This window comes from Mesobacillus harenae, assembly GCF_013343715.1.
Lineage (GTDB): Bacteria > Bacillota > Bacilli > Bacillales > Cytobacillaceae > Mesobacillus_A > Mesobacillus_A harenae.
In genome coordinates, this window is the sequence record NZ_JABUNR010000002.1 from 328,150 (window position 1) to 352,884 (window position 24,735).

The 24,735-nt window shown below is 42.8% G+C and carries 22 protein-coding genes and 1 riboswitch; of the genes, 6 read left to right on the forward strand and 16 right to left on the reverse strand.

Going from position 1 to position 24,735, the window contains the following annotated elements; all coding sequences use genetic code 11:
* Positions 1-60: 60 nt before the first annotated feature.
* A complete protein-coding gene (gene gnd / locus HRJ06_RS03795) occupies positions 61-957 on the reverse strand; it encodes a phosphogluconate dehydrogenase (NAD(+)-dependent, decarboxylating) (protein ID WP_174729141.1) in 897 nt (298 codons plus the stop codon).
* Positions 958-1,223: 266 nt separating this feature from the next.
* On the opposite strand from gnd, the gene HRJ06_RS03800 reads away from it, so the two are divergent.
* Together HRJ06_RS03800 and HRJ06_RS03805 are read left to right on the forward strand one after the other, a co-directional pair.
* Positions 1,224-2,081, forward strand: coding sequence for a MurR/RpiR family transcriptional regulator (locus HRJ06_RS03800; RefSeq protein ID WP_174729325.1), 858 nt, complete (start codon positions 1,224-1,226; stop codon positions 2,079-2,081).
* Between the two features lie 568 nt (positions 2,082-2,649).
* Entirely contained in the window at positions 2,650-4,122 is a 1,473-nt protein-coding gene (locus tag HRJ06_RS03805) for a gluconokinase (RefSeq protein WP_174729144.1), read from the forward strand.
* Positions 4,123-4,317: 195 nt separating this feature from the next.
* Here HRJ06_RS03805 and HRJ06_RS03810 read toward each other — a convergent pair whose 3' ends face one another.
* The 10 genes from HRJ06_RS03810 to HRJ06_RS03855 form a co-directional block, all read right to left on the reverse strand.
* The gene (locus tag HRJ06_RS03810; protein ID WP_174729147.1) at positions 4,318-5,280 is read right to left on the reverse strand and encodes an ABC transporter ATP-binding protein; all 963 of its coding nucleotides are present in this window, start codon (positions 5,278-5,280) and stop codon (positions 4,318-4,320) included.
* The gene (locus HRJ06_RS03815) at positions 5,273-6,262 is read right to left on the reverse strand and encodes an ABC transporter ATP-binding protein (RefSeq protein ID WP_174729150.1); all 990 of its coding nucleotides are present in this window, start codon (positions 6,260-6,262) and stop codon (positions 5,273-5,275) included. Before HRJ06_RS03815 ends, HRJ06_RS03810 begins: the two co-directional genes overlap by 8 nt.
* A 5-nt stretch (positions 6,263-6,267) precedes the next feature.
* Positions 6,268-7,161 (reverse strand): DUF1028 domain-containing protein, encoded by an 894-nt coding sequence (locus HRJ06_RS03820; RefSeq protein WP_174729153.1) that lies wholly within the window; start codon positions 7,159-7,161, stop codon positions 6,268-6,270.
* A gap of 12 nt (positions 7,162-7,173) precedes the next feature.
* On the reverse strand, positions 7,174-8,073 hold the full coding sequence (locus HRJ06_RS03825) for an ABC transporter permease (RefSeq protein WP_197969826.1): 900 nt from the start codon (positions 8,071-8,073) through the stop codon (positions 7,174-7,176).
* A 13-nt stretch (positions 8,074-8,086) separates the two neighbouring features.
* Positions 8,087-9,034 (reverse strand): ABC transporter permease, encoded by a 948-nt coding sequence (locus HRJ06_RS03830; protein ID WP_174729156.1) that lies wholly within the window; start codon positions 9,032-9,034, stop codon positions 8,087-8,089.
* Between the two features lie 148 nt (positions 9,035-9,182).
* Positions 9,183-10,784, reverse strand: coding sequence for an ABC transporter substrate-binding protein (locus HRJ06_RS03835; protein ID WP_242035122.1), 1,602 nt, complete (start codon positions 10,782-10,784; stop codon positions 9,183-9,185).
* 52 nt (positions 10,785-10,836) lie between these two features.
* Positions 10,837-11,880 carry a hypothetical protein gene (locus HRJ06_RS03840; RefSeq protein WP_174729159.1) on the reverse strand — a complete coding sequence of 348 codons (1,044 nt, stop codon included), beginning with the start codon at positions 11,878-11,880 and terminating at the stop codon, positions 10,837-10,839.
* Positions 11,877-12,599, reverse strand: a complete 723-nt coding sequence (locus HRJ06_RS03845) for a response regulator transcription factor (protein WP_174729162.1) — start codon at positions 12,597-12,599, stop codon at positions 11,877-11,879. Before HRJ06_RS03845 ends, HRJ06_RS03840 begins: the two co-directional genes overlap by 4 nt.
* A gap of 17 nt (positions 12,600-12,616) precedes the next feature.
* A complete protein-coding gene (locus HRJ06_RS03850) occupies positions 12,617-13,381 on the reverse strand; it encodes a sensor histidine kinase (protein ID WP_174729165.1) in 765 nt (254 codons plus the stop codon).
* A 128-nt stretch (positions 13,382-13,509) separates the two neighbouring features.
* Positions 13,510-13,827 (reverse strand): antibiotic biosynthesis monooxygenase, encoded by a 318-nt coding sequence (locus HRJ06_RS03855; protein ID WP_174729168.1) that lies wholly within the window; start codon positions 13,825-13,827, stop codon positions 13,510-13,512.
* 170 nt (positions 13,828-13,997) lie between these two features.
* On the opposite strand from HRJ06_RS03855, the gene HRJ06_RS03860 reads away from it, so the two are divergent.
* The 3 genes from HRJ06_RS03860 to thiW all read left to right on the forward strand — a co-directional run bounded on the left by HRJ06_RS03860 (position 13,998) and on the right by thiW (position 16,395).
* Positions 13,998-14,846, forward strand: coding sequence for an ABC transporter ATP-binding protein (locus HRJ06_RS03860; RefSeq protein WP_174729170.1), 849 nt, complete (start codon positions 13,998-14,000; stop codon positions 14,844-14,846).
* Between the two features lie 2 nt (positions 14,847-14,848).
* Positions 14,849-15,538, forward strand: coding sequence for an ABC transporter permease (locus HRJ06_RS03865; RefSeq protein WP_242035130.1), 690 nt, complete (start codon positions 14,849-14,851; stop codon positions 15,536-15,538).
* 128 nt (positions 15,539-15,666) lie between these two features.
* A riboswitch (TPP riboswitch) is annotated at positions 15,667-15,777 on the forward strand.
* A 108-nt stretch (positions 15,778-15,885) separates the two neighbouring features.
* Complete coding sequence (gene thiW / locus HRJ06_RS03870; RefSeq protein WP_174729176.1) at positions 15,886-16,395, forward strand: energy coupling factor transporter S component ThiW; 510 nt, start codon at positions 15,886-15,888, stop codon at positions 16,393-16,395.
* Between the two features lie 150 nt (positions 16,396-16,545).
* Here thiW and HRJ06_RS03875 read toward each other — a convergent pair whose 3' ends face one another.
* From HRJ06_RS03875 to HRJ06_RS03885, 3 genes are read right to left on the reverse strand one after another with little or no spacing between them, the layout of a single operon-like run.
* The gene (locus tag HRJ06_RS03875) at positions 16,546-17,589 is read right to left on the reverse strand and encodes a hypothetical protein (protein ID WP_174729179.1); all 1,044 of its coding nucleotides are present in this window, start codon (positions 17,587-17,589) and stop codon (positions 16,546-16,548) included.
* Positions 17,558-19,447, reverse strand: coding sequence for a coiled-coil domain-containing protein (locus HRJ06_RS03880; RefSeq protein ID WP_174729182.1), 1,890 nt, complete (start codon positions 19,445-19,447; stop codon positions 17,558-17,560). Before HRJ06_RS03880 ends, HRJ06_RS03875 begins: the two co-directional genes overlap by 32 nt.
* Positions 19,428-21,647: a hypothetical protein gene (locus HRJ06_RS03885; RefSeq protein ID WP_174729185.1), complete on the reverse strand. Its 2,220-nt coding sequence runs from the start codon at positions 21,645-21,647 to the stop codon at positions 19,428-19,430. Before HRJ06_RS03885 ends, HRJ06_RS03880 begins: the two co-directional genes overlap by 20 nt.
* 485 nt (positions 21,648-22,132) lie before the next feature.
* On the opposite strand from HRJ06_RS03885, the gene HRJ06_RS03890 reads away from it, so the two are divergent.
* Positions 22,133-23,443, forward strand: a complete 1,311-nt coding sequence (locus HRJ06_RS03890; RefSeq protein WP_174729188.1) for an alpha/beta hydrolase — start codon at positions 22,133-22,135, stop codon at positions 23,441-23,443.
* Between the two features lie 95 nt (positions 23,444-23,538).
* Here HRJ06_RS03890 and HRJ06_RS03895 read toward each other — a convergent pair whose 3' ends face one another.
* Both HRJ06_RS03895 and HRJ06_RS03900 read right to left on the reverse strand, forming a co-directional pair.
* Positions 23,539-23,958, reverse strand: coding sequence for an OsmC family protein (locus HRJ06_RS03895; protein ID WP_174729191.1), 420 nt, complete (start codon positions 23,956-23,958; stop codon positions 23,539-23,541).
* A gap of 29 nt (positions 23,959-23,987) precedes the next feature.
* Positions 23,988-24,725 carry an amino acid ABC transporter ATP-binding protein gene (locus tag HRJ06_RS03900; protein WP_174729194.1) on the reverse strand — a complete coding sequence of 246 codons (738 nt, stop codon included), beginning with the start codon at positions 24,723-24,725 and terminating at the stop codon, positions 23,988-23,990.
* Between the last annotated feature and the right edge of the window lie 10 nt (positions 24,726-24,735).

Sequence of the window (24,735 nt, forward strand, 5' to 3'; positions counted from 1 at the left end):
CACTAAGCAACAGGATGTCTGCTCAGCAGAGTTTTCCAGCTCGTGTTAAGTCCAGCAGAATTATTTTTTAACTACAGCATGGCCGCCAAACTCATTGCGCAATGCTGCTACTACTTTTCCAGTAAAAGTATCATCCTCTAGTGAGCGGTATCTCATTAATAATGAAAGAGTGATAACCGGTGCTGGCACTTGTAAATCTAAAGCAGTTTCAACAGTCCATTTACCTTCACCCGAAGAATTCATAACCCCGCGAATTTCTTCTAGCTTTGGATCTTTAGAGAAGGCGTTTTCGGTTAATTCCATTAACCAGGACCTGACAACAGAACCGTTATTCCATACTTTAGCTACACCTTCATAATCGTAATCGAATTCGCTTTTTTCAAGAATATCAAAGCCTTCTGCAATTGCTTGCATCATGCCATATTCAATTCCATTATGAATCATTTTTAAAAAGTGGCCGCTGCCTAAAGGACCCGAATAGAAGTAGCCGTTTTCTACTGTAATATCTTTAAAAAGAGGTTCAATCGTCTTAAAGACGTCTTTGTCTCCTCCAACCATTAAGCAAGCACCATTTCGCGCACCGTCTACCCCGCCGCTAGTACCGCAATCATAAAAATAGATTCCTTTTTCAAGGAGTCTGTTTCCTTGTTGGACCGAATTCTTATAATTTGAATTCCCACCGTCAATGATAATATCACCTGGTTCTAAGAGCGTTTCTAATGTAGAGATCACTCTTTCCGTAATATCACCCGCAGGAACCATTAACCAAATTATTCTTGGGGTTTCTAGCTGCTGAACAACTTCTTCTAAGCTAAAGGCTCCAATAGCACCTTTGGCAGAAATGTTTGTTACCTGTTCTGCGTTAACATCATTGGCAACTACCTCATGGCCATGATCCAGTAAGTTAAGCGCTAAGTTATAACCCATTTTCCCAAGGCCGACCATTGCTAATTTCATATATCTGTAACCCCTTTCACAGCATTGTGTGAAAATTTATTTCTTATGAACTCATTATATAACGAATATTTTTTATTTCAAGCGTTTACATGAAAAAATATTTTTTTATTAGTTTTTGTTTCGTGAAAAATATTTTTTTTTTGATTTTTGTATTATGATAGATATAACTCTTAATGGAAGCGATTACGGCAGCTATTGTTTTTCACTGACTATCTTTTTAAAACCCATCTGTGACGCTTTAATTCTGTTTAAAAGGAGAATACATGATGATTGAATCACAATCACCTTATTGCTTTACTAGGATCCGCGCTGTATATTCGCAATTAAGCATCAAAGAAAAGACGGTAGCCAAGTATATTTTGGACCATCCTGATAAAATTATTCATTCTACAATAAGTCAGATTGCTGAAGATCTAAACGTCGCTGATGCAACTGTATTTCGTCTTTGTAAGCGTTTAGGATTTAAAGGTTATCAAGCAATGAAAATTGCCCTAGCTTCTGAAATGACTTCTCCGATGAATGACATTCACGAAACCATTTCATTGGATGATGACGAAGGAACGATCGCTGAAAAAATTTTTAAAGCCAATATCAGAACGCTCGAGGACACCTTGCAAATAATAGATGGAAAGCAGTTTAAAAAAGCGGTAGAAGCATTGACAAAGGCTAGGAAGGTTGATTTTTACGGGAGTGGCGGATCAGGAGCCATTGCTATGGATGCTAACCATAAGTTTATGCGAAGTGGGTTGCTAACGAGCTGCTATACGGACGCACATCTTCAAATCATGAGCGCTTCTCAGCTAACAAATCAGGATGTTGTGGTTTGTATCTCTCATTCTGGGGCAAGTAAAGATATTCTGGACTCAGTAGACGTAGCTAAGGCAAGCGGAGCAACGATTATAGGAATTACCCATTTCGCTAAGACACCTTTAACTGCGAAGGCAGACATCTCGCTGCTTACTGTCTCGGAAGAAACAGAATTCAGATCAGAGGCACTAGCCTCCCGTCTTGCGCAATTAAGCATTATCGATGCATTATTTGTGAATGTGAGTGTAAAACTACAAGATAAATTAAAACCATCTTTACGAAAGATGCGAGCTGCCATTTCTCTTAAACGAATCTAATAATTTGGCTATTTTCTAAAAGATTGTTGTTTTTGCATGAGTTGTGAAAACTAAAGTTGATTGGAGCGGAAGGTGCGAGACTCCTCGAAATTCCTTATTATGCTATAGCATAATTTCGTGCCATGTAAATTCACGGATGCTCTTGTGCTATCGCATTTCCTTCGTGCGTGGGCTTACTCGAGGAAGTTCTTCAATGTCCAGCGGGATCTGCGGGACAGTGAGACCCCACAGACGCTAATGCGAGGCCACTGAAAATCTCCTGATTTTAAGTTTTCCTCAGGAGTCCTGATATGAAAAGTTGGCTTTCTATTCCGTAACTTGGAAATAATTCGGCAGTTTTCTTATTATAAAGAATTTGAGTTTTATCCTTAGTTAGGTTTGGTAGCACCAGGTTGATTGGAGCAGAAGGTGCGAGACTCCTGCGGGATCAGTGGGACAGGTGAGACCCCGGAAGTGCTTTAGCACTGAGGAGGCTCACCGCCCGCCCCGCGGAAAGCGAAGTGCCTGGAGTGTAAATCAACCGGCAAGTTTACAGAGCCAAAAAGATTAATAAAGAAGGTGCCATTTTTTGAATAAATCAATTGTAATTGGACTTGATATAGGAACAACTAGTGTTAAAGCAATCGCTTTTAATACTAGAGGCAATGTAGTTGGAGAAAAAGAAGTTGAATACCCGCTTTACACACCACATCCGAACTGGGCCGAACAAGATCCTTTAGAAATCGAAAACGCAACAATAAACGCCATACACCAATTAGTAAAATCACATAATCTTGATCCTGCTTCTTTACTCGCTATCGGGCTCTCAAGTGCCATGCACTCCCTTATCTGTATGGACAAAAATGGTGAACCATTATCTCCATCTATTACATGGGCGGATGGACGCGCTTCAAATCAGGCTGCGCTACTGCGAGAGCATGGCGGGCTCCTATATCAGGCAACCGGGACTCCTATTCATCCTATGTCTCCCTTAGTTAAGCTTATATGGATGAAGGAACATAATTACGAACCATATTTATCAGCGGCAAAATTTGTCTCTATTAAAGAATTCTTATTATATCGCTGGTTCGGAACCGAGATCGTTGATTATTCCATTGCGTCTGCAACTGGTTTATTCGATTTAACAAGTAAACAATGGAATGATGACGCACTCCAAGCAGCTGGAATTACAAAAGATAAACTCTTTAAACCTGTTCCCCCTTCAGAAGTTATAACAGGTTTAAACAAGGAAGTTGCTCAGAAACTTGGAATTCCAGCCGACACCCCATTTGTTATAGGTGCAAGTGATGGTCCATTGGCAAACCTGGGAATCGGAGCGATCAACCCTGGAGAAGTGGCCATCACTATCGGTACAAGTGGTGCAATTAGGCAAATTGTGTCTGCACCTAAAACAGATGAGTTACAGGAAACCTTTTGTTATAACTTCACAGAATCACTTTCTCTGATCGGCGGGCCAACGAATAATGGCGGAATTGTGCTGAGATGGCTAAGAGATACACTAGGCTATAATGATAGCTATGAAAACCTTACTTCCCTTGCAGCAAAAGTAGACCCTGGCGCAGAAGGATTAATATTCCTTCCATATCTAAATGGAGAAAGAGCACCGATGTGGAACTCTCAATTAAGAGGCAATTTATTCGGTTTATCATTACGACACGGAAAAGAGCATATTGTGAGAGCAGGTTTGGAAGGTGTCATATACAGTATTTTTCATGTTGGACAAGCACTAGAACGGCTTGCAGGAGAACCAACAAAAATACTCGCAAGTGGCGGGTTTGCCCGATCACCGTTGTGGCTTCAAATCCTTGCTGACGTCTTCAACCAGGAAGTACAGGTTCCGATAAGTTATCAGAGCTCAGCATGGGGTGCTGCATGGGTAGCCTTATATGGTATAGGTGAAGTCAAAGACCTCGCCTCGATCAAAGAACACATCCCAATGCAAGGCCATTATACCCCAAACGCAGACAACCATAAGATTTACAAAGAAAGATTCTCAGTCTACAAAGAACTCTCAGAAGTCATCAATAAGCAATACTTGTAGGCAGGTAATAAATGGATGGTGCCTGGCACTAAATGGATGGTGCCTGGCACCGCCCATTTAGTGTAAAATCACCTTCAATTTAACGCTAATTCTTTGTTAATCAAACGATTGATTAGCTGATTTATCAATGTTTTCGGAACCTTATTAGATAAAAAACAGGCACCTTCCAGAAAGCTGGAAGGTGCCTGTCACCGTTTAGTATAAATGGCATGCTACAAAGTGGTCTTTTTGGACTTCTTTTAGTTCGGGACGCTGTTCTTTGCAGATGGCCATGCAGGCTGAGCAGCGGGTGTGGAAGGCGCAGCCGGATGGGGGGTTCTGCGGGCTGGGCACGTCCCCTTTTAGAATAATTCTTTCGCGTTTGATCAGCGGATTCGGTACGGGAACAGCAGACATTAATGCCTGTGTGTATGGGTGGAGCGGCTCTTTATAAAGAGCATTTTTCGGCGCAAGCTCTGCCATTCTTCCCAAGTACATGACTCCGACCCGTGTACTGATGTGCTTGACTACGCTTAAATCATGAGCGATGAATAAGTACGTGAGATTAAACTCTTCCTGCAAATCCTGAAGCAGGTTTAAAACTTGCGCTTGGATCGAAACGTCAAGGGCTGATACTGGTTCATCAGCGATAATCAGCTTTGGATTCAGCATAAGTGCACGCGCAATTCCAATTCTCTGACGCTGTCCGCCGCTGAATTCATGTGGATAGCGGTCAGCAAATGCCCTGTTTAAACCTACCTTCTCCAAAATTTCTTCCATTTTTTCTTCCCGTTCTTTGATAGTAGAGATTTTATGAATCCTAAGCGGCTCGGTGACGATATTACTGATTTTTTTACGTGAATTTAACGAAGCGTACGGATCCTGGAAAATCATTTGCAGCTCTTTCCGGTACGGCTTCATTTCCCGAAAGCTCAAATCGGACAGGTTTTTATCATCATAGACGACCTCCCCTGCTGTCGGCTTGATCAGCTGTAAAACCGTCCGTCCTAATGTTGATTTTCCACAGCCGCTTTCTCCTACAAGTCCAAGTGACTCGCCCTCATGGAGAGTAAAACTGACATCATCGACAGCTTTTACATAGCCAGTTGTTCTTTGTAAAACACCGCTTTTAACAGGGTAGTATTTTTTTAGATTGCGAACTTGCAGCAGTTCAGCCATATTTTTGTTCCTCCTTGTCATAAAGCCAGCAGCTCGTCGCATGGGAATTTCCTAATGAAACAAGTGGCGGCTCGGCTGTATAGCAATGAGGCATCGCCTGAGAACAGCGTGGTGCAAACCTGCACCCCTGGGGCATTTCCTCTGGCAGCGGCACACTCCCTGGTATAGCATTAAGGCGGTTCTGGTCATTAATCAATGTCGGCATTGATCCAAGCAGCCCCTTTGTGTATGGGTGTTTTGGATCCACAAACAGCTCTTTTACAGGAGCTTCCTCCACAACCTTGCCCGCATACATCACGACAACCCTGTCGCAAACCTCGGCAACAACGCCTAAATCATGGGTAATTAGAATGACGGCGGTGTTCGATTCTCTCTGGATCTCTTTTATTAAATCCAGAATCTGTGCTTGAATGGTAACGTCGAGTGCGGTCGTTGGCTCATCTGCAATCAGGAGCTTTGGCTGAAGCGTGAGTGCGATCGCAATCATGACACGCTGCCTCATACCACCGGAAAGCTGATGCGGATATTCATCCATAATCTGCTCGGCACGTGGAATCCCAACCTTTTTCAGCATTTCTACAGATCGCGTCCAGCACTCGCGCTTTGATACCTTTTCATGAGCAAGAATCATCTCTTTCATCTGGTACCCAATTGTCAGGACAGGATTTAATGAAGTCATTGGATCCTGAAAAATCATCGAAATGTCTTTACCTCTAACCCGGCGATAATCGGCGTCACTCAGTTTTGTAAGAGAAGTTCCATTAAAAAGAATATCGCTGTTCCTGCCGATTTGGCTCATTTCCTTTGGCAGGAGACCCATGATTGCCAACGATGTAACGCTTTTTCCGCAGCCTGACTCCCCCACGATCCCAAGCATCTCTCCTTCGTTAACAGCGAAACTAATTTCACCCACGGTCGATATCATTTCTTTATCTTTTCTGAACTTAATTTCTAAATCTTTGACTTCTAATAGAGCTGTCATATCAATCAGTCCTTTTGTGCCGCTAATTCTTGGATAAATTCCACGACTTTCTTATCGATAGAGCCCTTTTCCATAACCCGCTCGTCAAAGTTTTCGATCAAGTGGAATGAATGAATTGCTTCGTATACTTCTTCATCAGATGGGTCCTCAGTCTTGATGTAACCAAGTTTTTGAAGCAAGGCCGTCAGCTCTGCTTTTAACTCACCATCAACAGATAAAATATCTTCTTCCTTCGGCTTTTGGAAGTAAAGCAGGTGCAGCTTGAGAATCCGTGTTAATTCTTTGACTGGTTCCTCGTGATCATCAATTCGCAAATCAATATAGCGGTCCGTGACTCCGCCATAACCGCCATTTTCTTTTACCACAAGCAAGGCTGCTGACTGCTTGCCGCGGCTGTCTCCGCCTGCATCTTCACCAGCCTGTAGCGAAGCTGTCAGCCGGGATGCCAAATCTCCTTGGGCATTTTGAAAAGCGTCTGCCATGGCTTGAACAACATCTTCTCCCGTTAAAATATTCCCTTGGACTGCAAAATTGAAGCCTGATATGCCGCCTGCCCATGTGTAACATTCTGTACCGGTAAAAGTTGCACTGTTTCCGCTGGCATCAACAAATCCTGCTTGGCGAACTTCTTTATTTTCATCTTCCTCTGTTAAAATACGGCTCGTTTCTTCCGCACTTTTGCCTGCTTCCATTAGTTCCAATCCGCGTATTCCATATAAAGGATTTACCCATGATTGAGTGGCAATGGCGCCTACTCCGGCTTTCGCCCATGGCACGAGGGATCCAACGGACAGAAACTTTGAGGCAACCGCTACTCCAAGCTCGCCCGTTTCAGGATCACGTCCAACGATGGAAAAAGTATTAACATAATCACGAGGGATTTTTAGGTTGTTAGTCATCTGTTATTCCTCCTATTTCGATTTAGGGTCTAAAGCGTCTCGCAGTCCATCTCCGACAAGGTTAAGGGCGAGAACAACAAGGAAAATTGCAAAGCCCGGCAATAAGCTGACATGAGGGGCCACACGAATAAACTCCTGGCCTTCACTTAACATGACGCCCCATTCAGCTAATGGCGGCTGAGCTCCTAAACCTAAGAAACTCATTCCGGCAGCAGCAAGGATCATCCAGCCAACATCTAAACTGACGGCAACAATAATCGGCGGCAGACAGTTTGGCAAAATATGATGGAAAATGATATGCAAATGTCCGGCTCCAAGAGCACGCTCAGCTAAAACAAATTCCATTTCCCTAAAGGATAGAGTACTTCCCCGGACTATCCTCGCGTAATAGGGAATTCCAACAATACTAACTGCAATCATTGTGTTCATAAGGCCAGGCCCTAATGCTGCAATAATAGCAATTGCAAGCAAAACGTATGGGAATGCCATTAAAATATCCATAAAGCGCATAATGACGGTGTCATAGAAATTTCTAAAATAACCGGCAATTAATCCGAGAGCAGATCCAATAACCAGTGCAATGGTAACAGCGATAATACCGACAATGATCGAGACCCTGCCTCCGTATATAATTCTGCTAAGCATGTCCCTGCCTAAATGATCCGTCCCCAAAACATGTCCCTCCGTACCGACTGGCTTTAATCGGTTTGTCAGGTCTACCTCATTGGGATCTGCGAACGGCAAAAATGGGGCTAGTGCCATTGCAACCATCATAATCGCGAGCAGGATCAGGCCGGCAACAGCCGCTTTGTCTTTTTTAAATACCTTCCAAGCCATTCCCCATGGACCCTGCTTTGCTTTTTGTTTAGGCTTGATGCTGGGGATTTCTTGATTTTGTATGACTGGTTCCATTGATCAGCCCCTCCTACTTATATGAAATGCGTGGGTCAAATATTGCGTATAAAATATCAATCAATAAGTTTATGGCCACGTAGGTTGTCGCTACAAATAAAATGACTCCTTGGACGAGCGGGAAATCCCTGGCGAGAATCCCATTGACCATCAGTGTTCCGATTCCTGGCCATGCAAAAACCATTTCTACTAAAACAGCTCCCGCTAGCAGGAATCCAATTTGCATCCCAATTACAGTCAATACAGGGATAAAAGCATTTTTCAAAGCATGGATAAGGACAACGTTTTTTTCCTTTAATCCTTTTGATCTTGCTGTACGGATGTAATCCTGGCTAAATACTTCAACCATACTGGAACGCGTCATTCGGGCAATAATCGCTCCAGCACCGGCTGAAAGCGCAATCGCCGGAAGGATTAAATGCCTGATCATGTCCCAAAATCCATCCTGTCCTGCCGAGTACATTCCGGAAATAGGCAGCCAGTCTAAATTAAGACCAAAGACAATTTGAAGAAGAAGCCCCAGCCAGAATACAGGAAGACAAAAACCGATCAGCACCATGAACATCATGGAACGATCTAGCCAGGAGTATTTTTTATAAGCTGAGATAATACCCGCGCCAATTCCGAAGACGGAAGCAATGATAATACTGGCGAGCGTAAGAATAAATGTGGCTGTAAAGCGCTCCGCTACAAGCGGCAGCACTTCCATTTTCATTTGAATCGACCGGCCCCAATCACCTTGAAACACGTTGCCAATCCAAGTTATGTACTGTGTATGGAGCGGCTGATCCAACCCTAGCTGTGTATTGAGCTTGGCAATCGACGCCTCTGTCGCTTTCGGGCCAAGAATAATTTTCGCAGGGTCACCTGGCGATAGATGCATAATCGAAAACACGAGTACGGTAACGCCGAACAAAACCGGAACTAGTCCGAATAATCGCCTCAAAATATAAGAAGCCAACCATAACACCTCCTGAAGAACTTTAGTTGAGAATCGTTTTTTCGATATTGCCGTTCATGGTTTTACGCAATCGAAAACCTTTTAAAATAAATCTCCTAATGGAAGAAAAAGAGGAAAGAGGAGCTACCTCCTATTTCCTCTTTAAAATTTACTCAATATTAACGTTGGCAAAGCGGAATACTCCAGTTGGGTGAAGCTTAAAGTCTTTAACACGGCTGGATGTAGCGATAATTTGTTTCTCATGGTCTACAACAATCCAAGGTGCTTCAGACATAATGATTTCTTGCGCTTCTTCGTACATTTTTGTACGCTCTGCTTTGTCCTTCGTTACACGAGCTTTAGCAAGGAGCTCATCTACCTCTTCGTTCTTATAGTAAGAATCGTTGAATCCGGCAGTTGGCCATTGTGCACCGCTAAACAAGATGTACAGGAAGTTGTCTGGGTCTCCATTGTCGCCGATCCAAGACATTTGGTGCATATCCATATCATTTTGATCAGCAGGAACAAATACTTTATCCAAGTATGCTCCCCACTCCAACGTTTGAATTTCAACTTCTACGCCAATTTTAGCAAGGTCTGATTGAATCGCAGCTGCCATTGCTTGCGGCTGCTGCATGCCTGAACCAGATTCCGGAACCCAATATGTCACTTTAAAGCCATCTGGATGTCCAGCCTCAGCAAGCAATTCCTTTGCCTTTTCAAGATCAAAATCATAGTTTGTTACATTAGGATTATGGCCCCAAACTGTCGGAGGAAGCGGGCTGTTTGCAATCTCACCAGATCCCTGAAGAATTCCATCGACAATTGCTTCTTTATTAATTGCGTAGTTAACTGCTTGTCTTACCTTCACATTATCAAAAGGTGCACGCTGTGTATTGAATGCTGTCCACCAAACATGCATACCTGCTTGTTCGTTCATTGTGATGTCTTCATTTCCGCGGAGTCTTTCTAGATCATCCGGAGGAATATTAACCATGACATCGATATTGCCTGCCTCAAGCTCTGCCAAGCGAGTTTGCGCTTCAGTAATTGGCTTGAAAATCAGCTGCTCGACACTTGGTGCACCTTTGAAATATTCATCATTTTTTTCTAAAATGATTTCAACTCCCGGGCTCCAGCTTGTAAACTTGTAAGGGCCTGTTCCAACAGGATTTTTCGTAAAATCTGCTCCATGCTCCTCAACGGCAGCAGGGCTGACAATGCTCGCTGCATGCATAGCCATGTTGCCCAAGAAAGGAGCAAATGGTTCTGTCAGCGTAATTTTTACGGTATGTTCATCAACGGCTTCAACGGAAGCTACTTGTCCAAATGTGAATTCCGCATAAGCATATGTTCCAGTATCATGGAACGGGTGGTTAGGATCTGTCTGGCGTTCAATGCTGAATTTAACAGCTTCTGCATTTAACGGAGTTCCATCGTGGAATTTTACATCCTTCTTCAAGTGGAATGTGTACTCAAGTCCATCATCGGATACATCCCATTTTTCAGCTAGATCTGGTTCTAGTTCTGTGCTCTCGTCTTTAAACTGAACCAATTGATCGTAAATCTCCATAGCCGCACGGCTGGAGTTGTAGTCAGAAATCTGATGGGCATCTAGTGAAGTCGGCTCAGCCTCCAGACCAATAATTAAGTTATTCTTCTCTTCAGCAGACCCGCCGCTGGAGCCAGATGACGAGTCATTAGAACAACCCATTAAGAAAGTTGATACTAATAGAACAGTCATAAACAGGTAAAGTACGTATTTTTTCAAAATATAATCCCCCTCTCATCTATTATTAAAATTATAATAATTTTCTCAATATTTAATTTATATCTACCTTCCCGGTTTTTATATTTAAATGATGTAAAAACATTCTGATTATATAAATTAAACAAATAATGGAAGAAATAAAGCCAAACGATATAAATAGAGTGATAATTGAAATGCCTAACTGGTGGGAATACCCAGTTAATATAATCGCTGTTGCTGCCAGCCCAAACTTTAAAAAGGAATGTTCTGGCGCTAACTTTCGAATGGCTCCTGATAGCTCGATGATGGTTGAAGTGAATAGACTGAGATAAACGATGATAAGGAAGCCGCGCTCAACCTGTTGGCCAAGCATCATAAACAAAAGCTCATTCTCATGGTGAAGAAGTTTAGTATGGGTAAACGAAACAAGCGTCATTGAAGAAAAGGCGAGAATAATTGTCGCCCAAATTAACGTGCCAAAGAACAACTTTTGAATTCCCTTTGAGAAGTTAACTTCCACATAACGATCGAGCCATGGCAGCTGCGAAAACATTTTCGAAAAGAATGTTGCTGTTAATAGGAAGAATAATAGAATTGCACCCTCCTGTTCGATGTGAAGAAACCTTGGATGATAGTGCAAGAGATTATGATAAACTGTCTCAAGCCCTTTTTGCAGAAAAATGTAGTTGGGCAGGAATACGGCTAACCCTAAAAGTATGGAAATTTTAACTGTATGCAGGCTGTCCGCCTTATTTCTGAAAAGAACAATTAAAGCGAGCAGAAACACGGTCAGTACAAACAGAATTAAATAAGATGAGTACCTTAATGACGCATTTAAAATAAGGAATAAAATTAAAAGATGGATCGTAACCGACTCCAAAAATAAGATTGCATTTAAAAGGGGTAACAAATGCGAGTTTTTCATCAGCTTTCTGCGGGACATCCACAAAAATGGAATCAAAAGTACAAAAGCGGCAAGAAAACTGCCGATGATTATAAAGCCAGCTAGTGCACCGTAAGAATAGACGGCTTGTCCTGATACAAACAAAAGACTGATCGTGAGCCACACTGAAACCAACTTGGATAGACTGGGCGGGAACGCTTGCGGCACGATCATTTTGTCAGCACCGAATTCCGGTATTCACTTGGAGAGAAGCCAGTATGCTTTTTAAAAGAACTGCTTAAATGGTGCTGGCTGCTAAAACCGCAAGTTTCCGCGACACGGTTAATGCTCCAGTCCTTATGCTTGACCAGCAGCTGTTTGGCCATTTCAATTCGGTAGTGAAGTAAAAATTCCGAAAAAGATTGACCCACTTCTTCACTGAACAATCGGCTTAAATAATTCGAATTAAAATGCAGCTCCTCGGCAAGTGCGGTTAATTTTAAAGGCTCTTGGAAGCGCTCCTTGATGGTCGTAATTACCTTTTCTATTACATTGGATTTCATCCCAAATTCAGGGTGTTCGAGTACATAATTGTCCAATACCTTAATAAGCTCTCTTTCGATGACTGGCTTTACTACATAATCATAAACTCTCAATTTAATAGACTCTTTGGCATAGTCAAAATCCTGGAAGGCCGTTACAACAATGAGGTCCAAGTTAGGCATTTTCTGCTTCATGATCGAAGCTACCTCGAGTCCATTTCGGCCTGGCAATTTCACATCTATAAAAGCCAGCTGGAAGGTTTCGCCTCGTTCAGCCCAGCGGTCAACAATCCGGATGGCTTCAGAACCATTAATGGCCTGATGAACATTCCAGGTCGGATAATGAGCATTTATCAGTAACTCGAGCTGCGCCAACTCGATTGGTTCATCATCAAGCAATAAAACATCCATATCGTCCGTCCCCTTTCTTATGTTAGATCTGTCCGAAGCGGCCAAGTCACTTCAACTACAGCACCCCCATTGTGGCTGCGGTTTTTTGTTGTGAAGGTAGCTTCTTGTTGAAAAAGCAAAAATAATCTTCGCTGCAGATTTAAAAGGCCAATCTTATTTTCCTCCGAAGCTAGTTCCATATAATCTTCTTTGAAACCCGGCCCATTATCCTCTACTGTGAGCTGGATTGTCTGTGAGTCTAGCTGACTAATTTTAATGGAAAGTGCAGCATCCTCTTCTATCATTTCAAGCCCATGCTTAAAAGCATTCTCGACTAATGTTTGCAATAGATACGGTATTACGAGAGTTTGATTTAATCCCTTTTCAATCTCCCAATCTATCTGCAGCCGATGTCCAAACCGCAGCTTTTGTATTTCCAGATAGTTATTTGTGTAGGAAATTTCCTTTTCCATTGGGTATAAAGCTTCTTTGTTCGTGTACTTTGACCGTAAATACATCACCATATGCTCGAACGCTCCTGAAAGCCGATCATATTGTTTTAAACGCACCAAACCGAGCAAAGAATTTAACGCATTAAAAAGAAAATGCGGCTGGATTTGCTGATTGAGCTGCAGGTAGCGGCTAACTTCCAGTTCTTTTTCAAGTAATGCTTGGCGATTTTCCATTTCTAAAAAATAAACCTGCCGTTCATTGCTCGTATAAAAAATCAATATAAAGAAACCAACCACTGGCCCCAAAATACTAATCAGAATCACAATAAAAAAACTCTCATACGATATCATTCAAAAGTCCCCATTATTTCAAATATTTAAAATTATTATACTCCAAACATAATCATCATGATATACCTCAAAAAGAAAAGGTGACAGGCACCATCCAGAAAACTGGATGGTGCCTGTCACCTTTAATCTTATTTTGCTGTTTTGACTGCTTTGATTTCGTATGTTCCGCCTTCAGAGCTTACTATGTAATCTGGCTTAGGCTGGCCTAACTTCGCCTTATGGCCTGCAATATGTTCCTCGCTCTTTTCCCACTGCTTCCAGTGGTCTTCCGATTCCCAGCGGACTAACACAACAACCTCTTCATCTCCGCGGCGAACCTTCTTAACCATCACCGTTACATCTACAAACCCTTCTTGTTTTTCAATAATTCCTTCCCCACTAAACCTTGCCACAACCTTATCAGAATTCCCCTCAGTAACGATCGTCTTCCTCATTTGAACAAACATAAATCATCTCTCCCCATGCTTAATACCATTAGTTTAACTGAAAATGATTATCATTACCACAAAAACATAATAGCTGTAATTGGAAGTGAATTGGATGGTGCCTGTCACCCGTTGCTTACTATTTTTTAGTATGATACGTTTAAGGCAAAAATATAGGGGGTGAGGAATGAATGATAGATGTACGGAATGTCTCAAAGGTATTTAAGGATTCTATAGCAGTGGACCAAATTAATTTTAAGGTAAATGAAGGGGAGATATTCGGTTTCTTAGGGCCTAATGGAGCTGGGAAAACGACGACTATTCGAATGATGATTGGTTTGCTGAAACCGAGCAAAGGGGAAATTTGGATCGATCAATTAAACATACAAAGCAACACAAAAAAGGTGCATGAACGCATCGGCGTCGTCTTTGAACTCCCAAATTTGTATTTGAAATGGTCGATCCGAGACAACCTTGTGTTTTTTGCAGATTTATATAAAGTTCCTTTGAAACAAGTAGAAAATATTATGGAAAGTTTACATCTGGATAACAAGGCTGAACAAAAGGTGCATTCACTGTCAAAGGGCTGGAAGCAAAGAGTTCTTATCGCTAGGGCATTGCTCCATCAGCCTAAAATCTTATTTTTAGATGAACCAACAAGCGGACTTGACCCAAACACAGCAACGTTAATTCGCAAATACATACATTCGTTAAAATTACAGGGAACTACAATTGTTTTGACCACTCATGATATGAACGAGGCTGATCAATTAAGTGACCGTGTTGGAATCATGTATCAAGGGAAACTAGTTGCACTTGACTCTCCTCAGAAAATAAAAGAACGGTACGGGAAAGACGAAGTTGTTGTGGAATACAAGGAAAACAACGACTTGGTGAAGGTCATTTTACCTCTAAACACACCGGAAACGGCTGCTTTTTTATATGAAAAAATGTATGCAGGGAGCATAATCAATCTTCATTCACAGGAAGCAACCTTGGCGGATGTGTTTGCGAGACTGACAGGAAGTGAATTAAGTTGAGGATGAACTTGACGTATAAGCTGATAAAACATGAAATCATTGATTTCCTCAAGCAGCCTCCCCTATGGATCCTCGTTCTTCTGCCGATTGTCATGTCTGTCATGATTATTGGTGTAATGAGCGACACAGGTCAGGAAATGATGCTGCTGCCCAGCTGGATTCTGTTTGCTCAAGTGATGGTAGGCATCATGATTACAGCCCCAAATTTTATTGAAGAGAAAGAGCATAAAACGCTTGATGCACTCATGATATCTCCTCTAACCTTAAATGAAGTAATCATGGCTAAAGGTACGACCATCCTATTATTTTCATTTTTATCACAAACACTAGTCTATTTATTAAATACTGGATTCGATTTGGAATTATTAAAAGTGATTCCATTAATGGTCGCAGGCGGAATCTTGTTCATTCAAATCGGGATCATTATCGGCCTGACGATGAACTCCTCAAAAACGGCATCCGCACTGTCATCCATTGTTATGATTACCCTATTTTTAATCGGAACCTTATATCAAGTGCTACCAGCTTGGGAGGACGTTTTGAAGTTCATACCCAGTGTCGTGGTAGCAGAAAATATTTTTGCTATTTTCAACCGAAAGATTCTTTGGTTTGAGCTAGGACTCCTCCTACTTTGGATCTTAATCTGTTATCTCATCATTCAATACCTAGTTAAAAAAGAATTGAATCGATGATTTTGTTGGGCCACAACTGGAAGGTGCCTGGTAGGTGACAGGCACCACCCAGAAATATGGAAGAAGCCACACGACGACTATTCCCAATTTTCTTTCTTTATGTTATAGTGTGAATGAATTGAATATTTGATTGGCACTGGGGGTGCCGGATAATAGCCGGCTGAGATTAAGACCTGTAGTCTTTGACCCTTGAACCTGATCTGGTTAATACCAGCGGAGGGAAGTGTATCGGCTCTGTTGTCGTACATACGCGGATTCCTAAGCTGGAGTCGGCTTTTTTTGTTGACTTCAGTGATAGGAAATTCGGTTCTTCACCCCCAGTGCAAAATTTACTGGAGGGATTTTTTATGAGAAAAACGCAAAAGCTGACGTTGACTGCTATGATGGTTGCGATCGGCACTCTAACAAGCCATATGTTTTATATCCCAGTTGGCTTCGCAAAGGTATTTCCCATGCAGCATCTCATCAATGTACTATCGGCGGTATTACTCGGGCCATACTACGCAGTAGCACAGGCCCTTACCGTGTCTTTGCTTCGTAACATGATGGGAACAGGATCTTTGTTTGCATTCCCTGGCAGCATGATTGGTGCTTTATTGGCTTCCTTCGTTTATTTAAAAACACGAAAGCTATATGCGGTCGCTCTTGGCGAGGTATTCGGAACAGGAATTTTGGGTGCAATTGCCTCTTACCCAATTGCCGTATTGCTCCTTGGACGTGAAGCTACACTGTTTGGTTTTCTTCCAGCCTTCTTGTTCAGCTCGTTAGCCGGCGCAAGCATCGGCTACATGGTCTTGGCCATATTGAATAAAAACGCAGGACGAGTTCTGCAACAGAACAGCACTTACACCAAATAGCCTGGTAAATATTTGGATGGTGCCTGTCACCTAATTCAGCCATAAAAGGACTGCGGAATGAAGCTTATCATCAATTCCGCAGTCCTTTTTGTTTTAATTCCCAATATAATGGATGGTGCCTGTCACCTGGAAATTTGTCACCACACAAGTTCACCACACAAGGCTGGCTAGGAGGATGGCTTGGGCTATGGTGAGGCTGGTGATGAGCCATAGGGTTTGTTTGTGTTTTTTGTCGGTTTGGGTCTGTTGGCTGTTGATTTTTTCTGATAGTAGCTGAAATTGCTCTTGTGCGGCAGTCGATTGCTGCTCTGCACTTGATATCGCCGTTTGCTGAAGGGCAAGCATCTGGTTTTCAAAAGATGCTTTCACGGAGTCGATGTCTTTCTGAAAGTCAGCAGTTATCTTGTTCATCACAGCAGCTTGTTGAGCTTCCACTTTCAGAACATCGACCCTCAATCTTTCACTCGCTTTTTCAATACCCTCTCTGATCTGTTGCTCTGCTTCAGCCACCTTTTCATGTGTTATTCCAAAATGCTCAGTAACGCTGCTCTTTATAATAGAAGAATCTTCCCATGCAGCTTTTTTCAACATCTCAAAGCCTTTTTGCTGTGACCCTTCAAGTAATTCGGCTGCATTAGCCAACTGTTCCTTTATACTTTGCGCCTTCAATTGAAAAAGAGCAGACTGCTCTCCCAGTGATTCCTGAAATTTTTCGAAAAACTGCTGCTGTTCTTTTAGATAGCTTTCATCAAAGGCTTCCCCCGCCTCTTTTTGTTCAGCTAAAAAGGCCTGCCATTGCTCAAGCTGTGCTTGTTTCGATTCCTCCAGCTGCGAAAAGATATGCTGAAAATTGGCTTGCAGGGTCATAAAGTTTTCAATAATCCCATAAAGCTCCTCCTCCCGAGCCTGGAAGCTTTTCTCAATATTGAAGAGAGAGTCTCTAACAGATTCATCTATTTTCAATAAAAGCTTATCAACCGCCTTATTCACTTCAGTTTCCACAAGGACTGGCAGGCGCTCTACCGTCAGGGTCATCCCCTGAACCCTGTTGATCGCATCAGCATACTTTTCATCCAAATGGGTAGTATGGCTGTCAAGCTTTGATCTCAAATCGCTATAGAACAGTTCGTCATTTATTGATTTTAATGATTTAATTGCTTCATCATATACCTTGTTGACTTGTGACGGATCCATCTTCAGTAATCCTTTCTGCATCCGCTGTGATGATGTTCCAATACTGATGATAGGCCCATTTTTCAAGCGGGCTTGTCTGTTTGGAAAATAGCTTATCTTGAATCGCCTTTATTTCATTCACAAAAGCTGCTTTTAAGTATAAGTTTAGCTCCTTTGAACGCTGAATATCATGCTCCCACTCTATTCGGGCCTTTTCAATCGCCAATTCAATCTTGGTTATAGATTTTTCACAAGATTCAATCCTTCTTTCGAGGGTTTCCCGTGATTCCTCAAGTAAGGCGATGCTCATTTCAATGCTGCTTATTTTTTGCCGAAAAGACTTTTTCATCGCCTGTTTCTGCCTTTTTATCGCCCTATTAGTCTTTTGTAAGGTTTCCACACTAGCTTCTTCTAAAGCATCCGAACAGGAGTCCAAATCCCTGTTAAAAGAAGATTGCCGGAAGTACTTACTGATCACATAATCGGCATCAAAATGAACTGTCTTTTCAGCAAACTGAAAATCGATCGGGCTGAACGGCAAAGCATATTCATCCATTAAAACGTGCACCTCAAGGTTCCAAAGGTTAACAGCTGTTCGGTACTCTTTTTCAAGCTGGCCTAAAGCATAATAAAAATCACTTTTTAATGAATCAGCCGATCTTTCTTTGCCGCTTCTCTCAGTCCAGCCCGGTATGTATCCTGAAGGGGGCTGCTGAAAGGACAGCCCTTCGATCATCTCTTCCACTTCATTAACCCGTTTTATTTTTTCAGTTTGGTTTTCAATTTTAATGCACAGAGCTTTAAGCGACCGAGAAAGCCCCTCCAATTCTGCCTTATCATCATTTTTCTTTGCAGACAGCCGCTCATAATTCTCTTTTTTCTTTTTTTGAAGCAAGCTTTCCATATTCTTAAGAGCTTTTATTTCATATTCGGGTGTATAAATTGAGCTTAGGTCTTCAGCCAGCCGTAAAAAAAGCTCGTCCATCCAGGGAGAAGCAATATCATAAAGCTCTGGATCACTCTGTTTAATCTGGGCCCATGTATCGCCAAAATCAAGCGGGTACACCTTTGCCTTCGCTGCGGTTCCTTCAACATGGCGATATAATTCTCCTGAAAAAAAGCCCTGCAGTTCCGAAGCCGATGATAGTTTCCCGCTTCGGATCTGGTCTTTTACAGATGCACTAGACAGCGCTTTGGAAAGGACAATCGTAAACTGATGTGGGAGCCACATCCAATCTGATACATGCTCCCTTTTAATCTGCGATAAAGCCACTACTTGACTAGCATTTTCCATCACAATGCACATGCTGCAATGGGGGAGATATTCTTCGAGGCAGCGGTCAACATGATCAACTTCACGCTCTTCCCTGCTGTCATCTCCAGGTAAATCTAAAACTTCAATCGTTTGCTTGCGCCTCACAAGCTCATCCTGCTGAAAAAATGCTTTTGAAATCTGTATCGTCAATGGCCTTGTATCCTTGACATGCCCTCGTTCCACTTCATCACGGATTATACCCATCCACGTCTCGAGCTCCTCTAAGGAAGAACAGATCTCCTTAGTCCCATCTGGCCGAAATACATAAAATAAATCATCACAGGATGGCTGATACAAGGTGCTTGTGACGGTTGCCGAGTTTCCATAGCGCCGTCTACCGCGAAGAGCTTTTGAGAAAGGGATGATCACTTCTTCCCTAAGCCCGAGCAATTTTAGGATTAAGGTTGTTTTCCCTACCTGTGTTGGCCCATAAATTCCAATTAGAACCCGGCCCTTTTTCCGGCCTGTTTCCTTTAACCGTAAGAAACCTTTCCGGAACTCTTGCGCCCCGCGGCGTGTCCAATCCCAGCGTTCCTTTTCCAGCTTAGAGAGTAAGGACTGCACGGTCGTAAACCAGCTTGTGTAGCTGTCCATTCGTATTTCTAATATGGCGCAGGCTGTACTGGAGTTTTTCCAGCTTTCCAAAGTCATCAAACAGCCCTTTTTCTTCCTGATGCTTTTCCAGCAGCTGTTCCCCCATTTTTTCAAAAACCAGCTGAAGCGCTGAAATGAACGACTGGGTCTGGATTTCAGGCAGCTGGTCGAGCGCTCTGTGTCCGGCCTGGGCAAGCTGCAGCTGACGCTGATTCGTTTCATGTACGGCTTTTTGCACGGCGTTTATTCCGTATGCAAACGCAAAGGCCCCGCCGATTATACCAATCAATTGAACCGGAGTCAGCGCTATGCCTAAGGCACTTAGAGCTGAAGCTGCATTAATCAGCAGGTTTGCCTCCCCATCAATAGCAACATCCAGTCCAAGAATAAGCGGGATGCTTTTTAACAAAGTTGGCGCCAGCTTTGCCAGCTTATCAACATGGCCTGTGAACGCCTCTGAGTCCTTCATCGTTTTGTCTAAAGGATTCCCTTCGAAGGTTTTATTTAAAAAGAACTTCTCCCAATCATCACCCTCAAGTGATCTCTTCTCCAGCAACGGCTGCGCTACAAGCGCCTGCCTGCAGAGCATCGTACCCATCAAGGTCATGACCTTCAAGTCATCCCTTTCTAATGACACAAGCTGCCCTTCCTGCTCTTTCATGAAAAATTGATCGATCCTTTTTAGTGACGTGTTTTGGCTTACGGCTGGATTTTTCATTTCACTTCTGCGTTTTACCTCTTTTAAAGGAGGAACGGAAAGTGTTTCAGGAGCAGTTTTTTCGGCAAGAGGTTGAATCTTCATTACCCGCCTTGTTCCTGCCTGCCGTACCGGATCGTCTTCAAATGACAGGTTCAACCTTTTGGATTGGTCATCAATGTGGTTTGTGGTTACATCAATAATATCCCATTCAGGGGACTGCGAACCTGCTTCCATCCAGGCCTCCTTAATGGCTTCCTCCAATTTTTCCTGCTGCTCAAGGGCTTTGGCACTGAATTTAGAAGTGAGATTCTGCCAAAAACCTGTATTGTCTTTTACGTACTGATTAAAATTGGTTCTAGCATCCTTCAAGCGTTCTTGGAGCTTACCCTTCATATCTCTTTCCAGCTGGGACAACAGGTGTTTGTAAAAAAGCTCAAACTGTTCCAGTGTCCGCTGCGGGCTGGACTGCCCATTATTTTCTATCAAATAATTATCTTCTTGCTTCTGAAGCATCGCGCTGATTTCATCAGCGGCCCGTCTCACATCCATGCAAAGCTCATCAATCATGGCCAACTGCTTTTTCTGGCCCTCATCAGAAATATAACTATATTTTTGAATCGAGGAAATGAATTGCCGCTGCCACTCATCATTTTGCTCGTTATCAGGATAAACACCGCTAACCAGAACCCGATTTGCTTCAGTCGGATGGATTGCAAAATCTTCAGCCACCTGCTGGCGAATCTCTTCATTTTGTTCCGAGTTTTCATCGCCGCGCGATAGAACAAAAATCGGCTTCACTTCTGTATATAAGTCCTTTACCAGCTGAAGCATGTCCACAGTGGATTTACGGGCGTATGTATCTTTCTTAAAAACGACGACACTTGATGTAGAAAGATACAGCAAGTGAGTGAGAAGCTGCTGGGACCGGCCAGTTTGGTCCCTTTCAAACCCTGGCAGCAAGGCAAGGGACTTTTTCTCATCAAAAAAGTATTTGTTCGGCACTTTAAGCTCAAGCCAAATATGTTCGTCAGAAGGGTTTAATGCGACCTCCTTAAATTTTCTATCGTCAATCGCTTCGTTGGCAAGGTGAAAACCTTTTTCCTGATCGAATTTGGAAACATACAGATAGCCCTGTGGTTGTTCCACGGCGCTTTCCGTAATTAGGACAGGGATCTGTTCGCCCCTGCTTTCGTTTTCTGGCAAGAACCGATCATCCAAATCGTACAGCCTTTTGACAATCGTTGTCTTCCCCGCACCTTGAAGGCCTGTAACGGCAAGAATTGACCGTTCCTGAGTAACAGAGGCAAGAGCAAGTTTATTATGTATTCGGATCATTTCTGCAAAAAGCTTTTCTCCCTTTTCGGAGTCAAACAGTTCCATAGAAGTACCTTTTAATTCACCGAGCAGCAACCTCCACCGGTTACGAAGCTCAGCTGTTAATAACGCAACTGACGCTGTTGCTTCACTCATCTCGCCTACCACCCTTTCAATCTAGTTGATAAAAACTACCTATTCCCATCATACTATGATTTAACAATATTTGGGCAGCAAATTTGGGGTGACAGGCACCATCCAGTTTCCTGGGTGGTGCCTGTCACCTTTATACTTAAAAACTACTAATATCATCAAAAAACTCTTATAATCTCCAACACTAATGACTATTATCCTAATAAGGACAAAGCTTCTTGTAATTTTCTGGTGAATAACTAGAAAGACTAGGGACAAAACAGTAGCAATTACCTAATAAAAACTCTTCCAATTACCTGGATGGTGCCTGTCACCTGGAAAGTGTCACCTAAATGTCCCGGAAAAGTCTATTTTAAAGCCTGCGGCATGCTTAGTAATACCTATTTTTCTTGTCAGTTTAACAAGGTTTTTTGGTTACTATTGCTCTTGTATAAGTTGTCTGAATATTACATCATTTAAGATAATACTAAATGAGGAGGTAATATATTTTGAAAAAATCGTTTCTAGCATTTTCTTTAGGAGCTGCATTAATTTTTACAGCTTCTGCAGGTTCAGCCGCTCCCCCAGCCAGCAAGGCCACTGGTCAGAAGGCACAGAACCAATCTACCATTCCGTACTATGTTGATGAATCTAAATTGCCATTTGAAAGTTTGGAAGGTTATAAGACAGACAGGTATTGGGGGGTACATAAGGGGGCTGGGTATCGTATTGAAGTTCCAAAAAACTGGAACGGCGAGCTTGTCCTTTATGCGCATGGGTATAACGGGACAGGCTTGGAGTTGACTTTTGCAAATGGCCCGGCTAAAATCAGAGAACATTTATTAAAAAACGGCTATGCTTGGGCTGCCTCAACTTACAGCACCAATGGTTATGATGTAGCACAAGGTGTGAAGGACACTCATGCACTTGGTTCACTATTTAATGGAAAGGTAGGAAAGCCATCACGCACATACGTTACTGGACACTCTATGGGAGGCCACATCACAGCTGTGCTTGCCGAACAATACAGTAATTCGTATGACGGTGCGCTTCCTATGTGCGGGGTAACCGGAGATACCGAGCTGTTTGATTTCTTTACTGATTTTAACCTTGTAGCTCAGTCACTTGCCGGGATAGCTAAGGATGATCAGAAGTCCATTTCAGATGGAGAGTATATAACAGAAACAGTTCCACTAATTAAGTCCAAGCTCGGTATTGATGGTACGCTCACTGCAGAGGGTGAAAGGTTGAAAGCGGTTACAATGAACCTGACCGGTGGTGATCGACCATTATTTGATACGGCTTTTAATACCTGGAAGAACTTCCTACTAGGCCAACTGACTATAAACAATAGGTATGGAGTAGCTGCTGGAAATGTAGTCAATACAACTGACTCAGTTTATCAATTTGACGGGGATATGAGCAGTATCTCATTGGAGGAACAAGCCCTAAATGACGCCGTTCTGCGTGTTACTAGTGACCCGCAAACAAAACAGCAAGGTTTAACGGGCATTCCCAAAGTGAACGGAACTCACAAAATTCCGATGGTTTCTTTGCATAATATCGGTGATTTGTTCGTACCATTTCATATGCAGCAGCTTCATGCAAAAAGAGCAGCGGCAAATGGCAATGAAGATTTGTTAGTGACGAGGGTAACCAGAGCTGTTGGCCATTGTGGATTTACCCCTAAAGAGGAAACTGAAGGCTTTGACGCTCTTGTAAAATGGGTTGAAGAAGGAAAAAAGCCTGAGGGTGATGACATTTTAAATCCCGAGGCAGTAGCCGAAGATACGTTTGGAACAAAGTTTACAAGACGGTAATTAATTATATGGTTAGTAAAGGTGACAGTAAAGGTGACAGGCACCATCCAGAAAACTGGATGGTGCCTGTCACCTGTTATATATTACCTTTTAATTTATTCCACAGCCTCTTCGCCGTTTAGGATGAGGCGGAAGTTTACGCTGGATTTGAGTGAGTCGGAGACGGCGCAGTATTTTTCTTTGCCTAGGTTGATGGCTCGCCAGATTTTTTTGCTGTCGATGGTGCCATCAATTTTAAATGTGACAAGTATGGACGTGAAGCCTTTCGGAAGTTCTTCTTTCCTAGTCCCATCCGTTTCAATCTCAAGACTTTCTACTTCGGAAAGGTATGGCCTAAGAATCATGGTCACGTCAATCCCAATGCATCCGGCTACGGACGCAAGAAGCATTTCTGTTGGAGTGACTCCCTTACTTTCTCCGCCATAAGCTTCTGTCGCATCCATGTTGATTTCATATCCAGAGGCACCAACTGCTGTAAACGCACGCTGTCCATGCCATTTCGTGTTTACGATCATTGTCTTCCCTCCTTATCCAGGGTATCCTGCTATTTCTTTTTTAAAAATTTCTTGGCCCGGTCTGTTTCTGGGTTCGTAAAAAAGGCTTCTGGCTTCCCTTCTTCCACGATGACTCCATCTGCCATAAAAATAATCCGGTCCGCAACTTCGCGGGCAAATTGCATTTCATGTGTGACAACCGCCATCGTCATTCCGTCTTTAGCAAGCTCCTTAATGACCGCAAGCACCTCATCAACAAGCTCAGGATCCAGAGAGGAAGTTGGTTCATCGAAAAGCATGAGATCAGGCTCCATTGCTAAGGCTCGTGCAATCGCAACCCTTTGCTGCTGGCCGCCCGACAATCGGGACGGATAGACATCCTTCTTTTCCAGCAAGCCTACTCTGGCAAGCAAGCTTTCTCCCTTTTCTACTGCCCGCTCCTTCGGCCACTTTTTTACAATCAGCAAAGCCTCAATCACATTTTGCAGAACGGTTTTATGAGGGTATAAATTGAATTGTTGAAAGACCATGCCTGTATTTAAGCGGATTTGCCTTATACGTTTTGTACGCTCTTTTTTGCTTTGCTTTGCATCAACCAAGACCCCGCATACCTGCATGCTTCCGCCAGTCAGCTCCTCTAAACCGTTGAAACAACGGAGTAAAGTACTTTTACCAGAGCCGCTGGGCCCGAGAATGGCGACGACTTCTCCACTATTTACTTGTACGTCTATTTCCTTTAGAACTTCCAGCTGCTGAAAGCTTTTTGATAGAGCAGTTGTTTTAATCATGTTCAATCCT

Bases quoted from the DNA above. Each gene is read 5' to 3' on its own strand.
- HRJ06_RS03800 (WP_174729325.1), top strand. From the start codon at position 1,224: ATGATTGAATCACAATCACCTTATTGCTTTACTAGGATCCGCGCTGTA.
- gnd (WP_174729141.1), bottom strand. From the start codon at position 957: ATGAAATTAGCAATGGTCGGCCTTGGGAAAATGGGTTATAACTTAGCG.
- HRJ06_RS03850 (WP_174729165.1), bottom strand. From the start codon at position 13,381: ATGATATCGTATGAGAGTTTTTTTATTGTGATTCTGATTAGTATTTTG.
- HRJ06_RS03810 (WP_174729147.1), bottom strand. From the start codon at position 5,280: ATGGCTGAACTGCTGCAAGTTCGCAATCTAAAAAAATACTACCCTGTT.
- HRJ06_RS03860 (WP_174729170.1), top strand. From the start codon at position 13,998: ATGATAGATGTACGGAATGTCTCAAAGGTATTTAAGGATTCTATAGCA.
- thiW (WP_174729176.1), top strand. From the start codon at position 15,886: ATGAGAAAAACGCAAAAGCTGACGTTGACTGCTATGATGGTTGCGATC.
- HRJ06_RS03840 (WP_174729159.1), bottom strand. From the start codon at position 11,880: ATGATCGTGCCGCAAGCGTTCCCGCCCAGTCTATCCAAGTTGGTTTCA.
- HRJ06_RS03900 (WP_174729194.1), bottom strand. From the start codon at position 24,725: ATGATTAAAACAACTGCTCTATCAAAAAGCTTTCAGCAGCTGGAAGTT.
- HRJ06_RS03875 (WP_174729179.1), bottom strand. From the start codon at position 17,589: ATGGATCCGTCACAAGTCAACAAGGTATATGATGAAGCAATTAAATCA.
- HRJ06_RS03865 (WP_242035130.1), top strand. From the start codon at position 14,849: ATGAACTTGACGTATAAGCTGATAAAACATGAAATCATTGATTTCCTC.
- HRJ06_RS03895 (WP_174729191.1), bottom strand. From the start codon at position 23,958: ATGATCGTAAACACGAAATGGCATGGACAGCGTGCGTTTACAGCAGTT.
- HRJ06_RS03855 (WP_174729168.1), bottom strand. From the start codon at position 13,827: ATGTTTGTTCAAATGAGGAAGACGATCGTTACTGAGGGGAATTCTGAT.
- HRJ06_RS03825 (WP_197969826.1), bottom strand. From the start codon at position 8,073: ATGGAACCAGTCATACAAAATCAAGAAATCCCCAGCATCAAGCCTAAA.
- HRJ06_RS03885 (WP_174729185.1), bottom strand. From the start codon at position 21,647: ATGAGTGAAGCAACAGCGTCAGTTGCGTTATTAACAGCTGAGCTTCGT.
- HRJ06_RS03820 (WP_174729153.1), bottom strand. From the start codon at position 7,161: ATGACTAACAACCTAAAAATCCCTCGTGATTATGTTAATACTTTTTCC.
- HRJ06_RS03845 (WP_174729162.1), bottom strand. From the start codon at position 12,599: ATGGATGTTTTATTGCTTGATGATGAACCAATCGAGTTGGCGCAGCTC.
- HRJ06_RS03815 (WP_174729150.1), bottom strand. From the start codon at position 6,262: ATGACAGCTCTATTAGAAGTCAAAGATTTAGAAATTAAGTTCAGAAAA.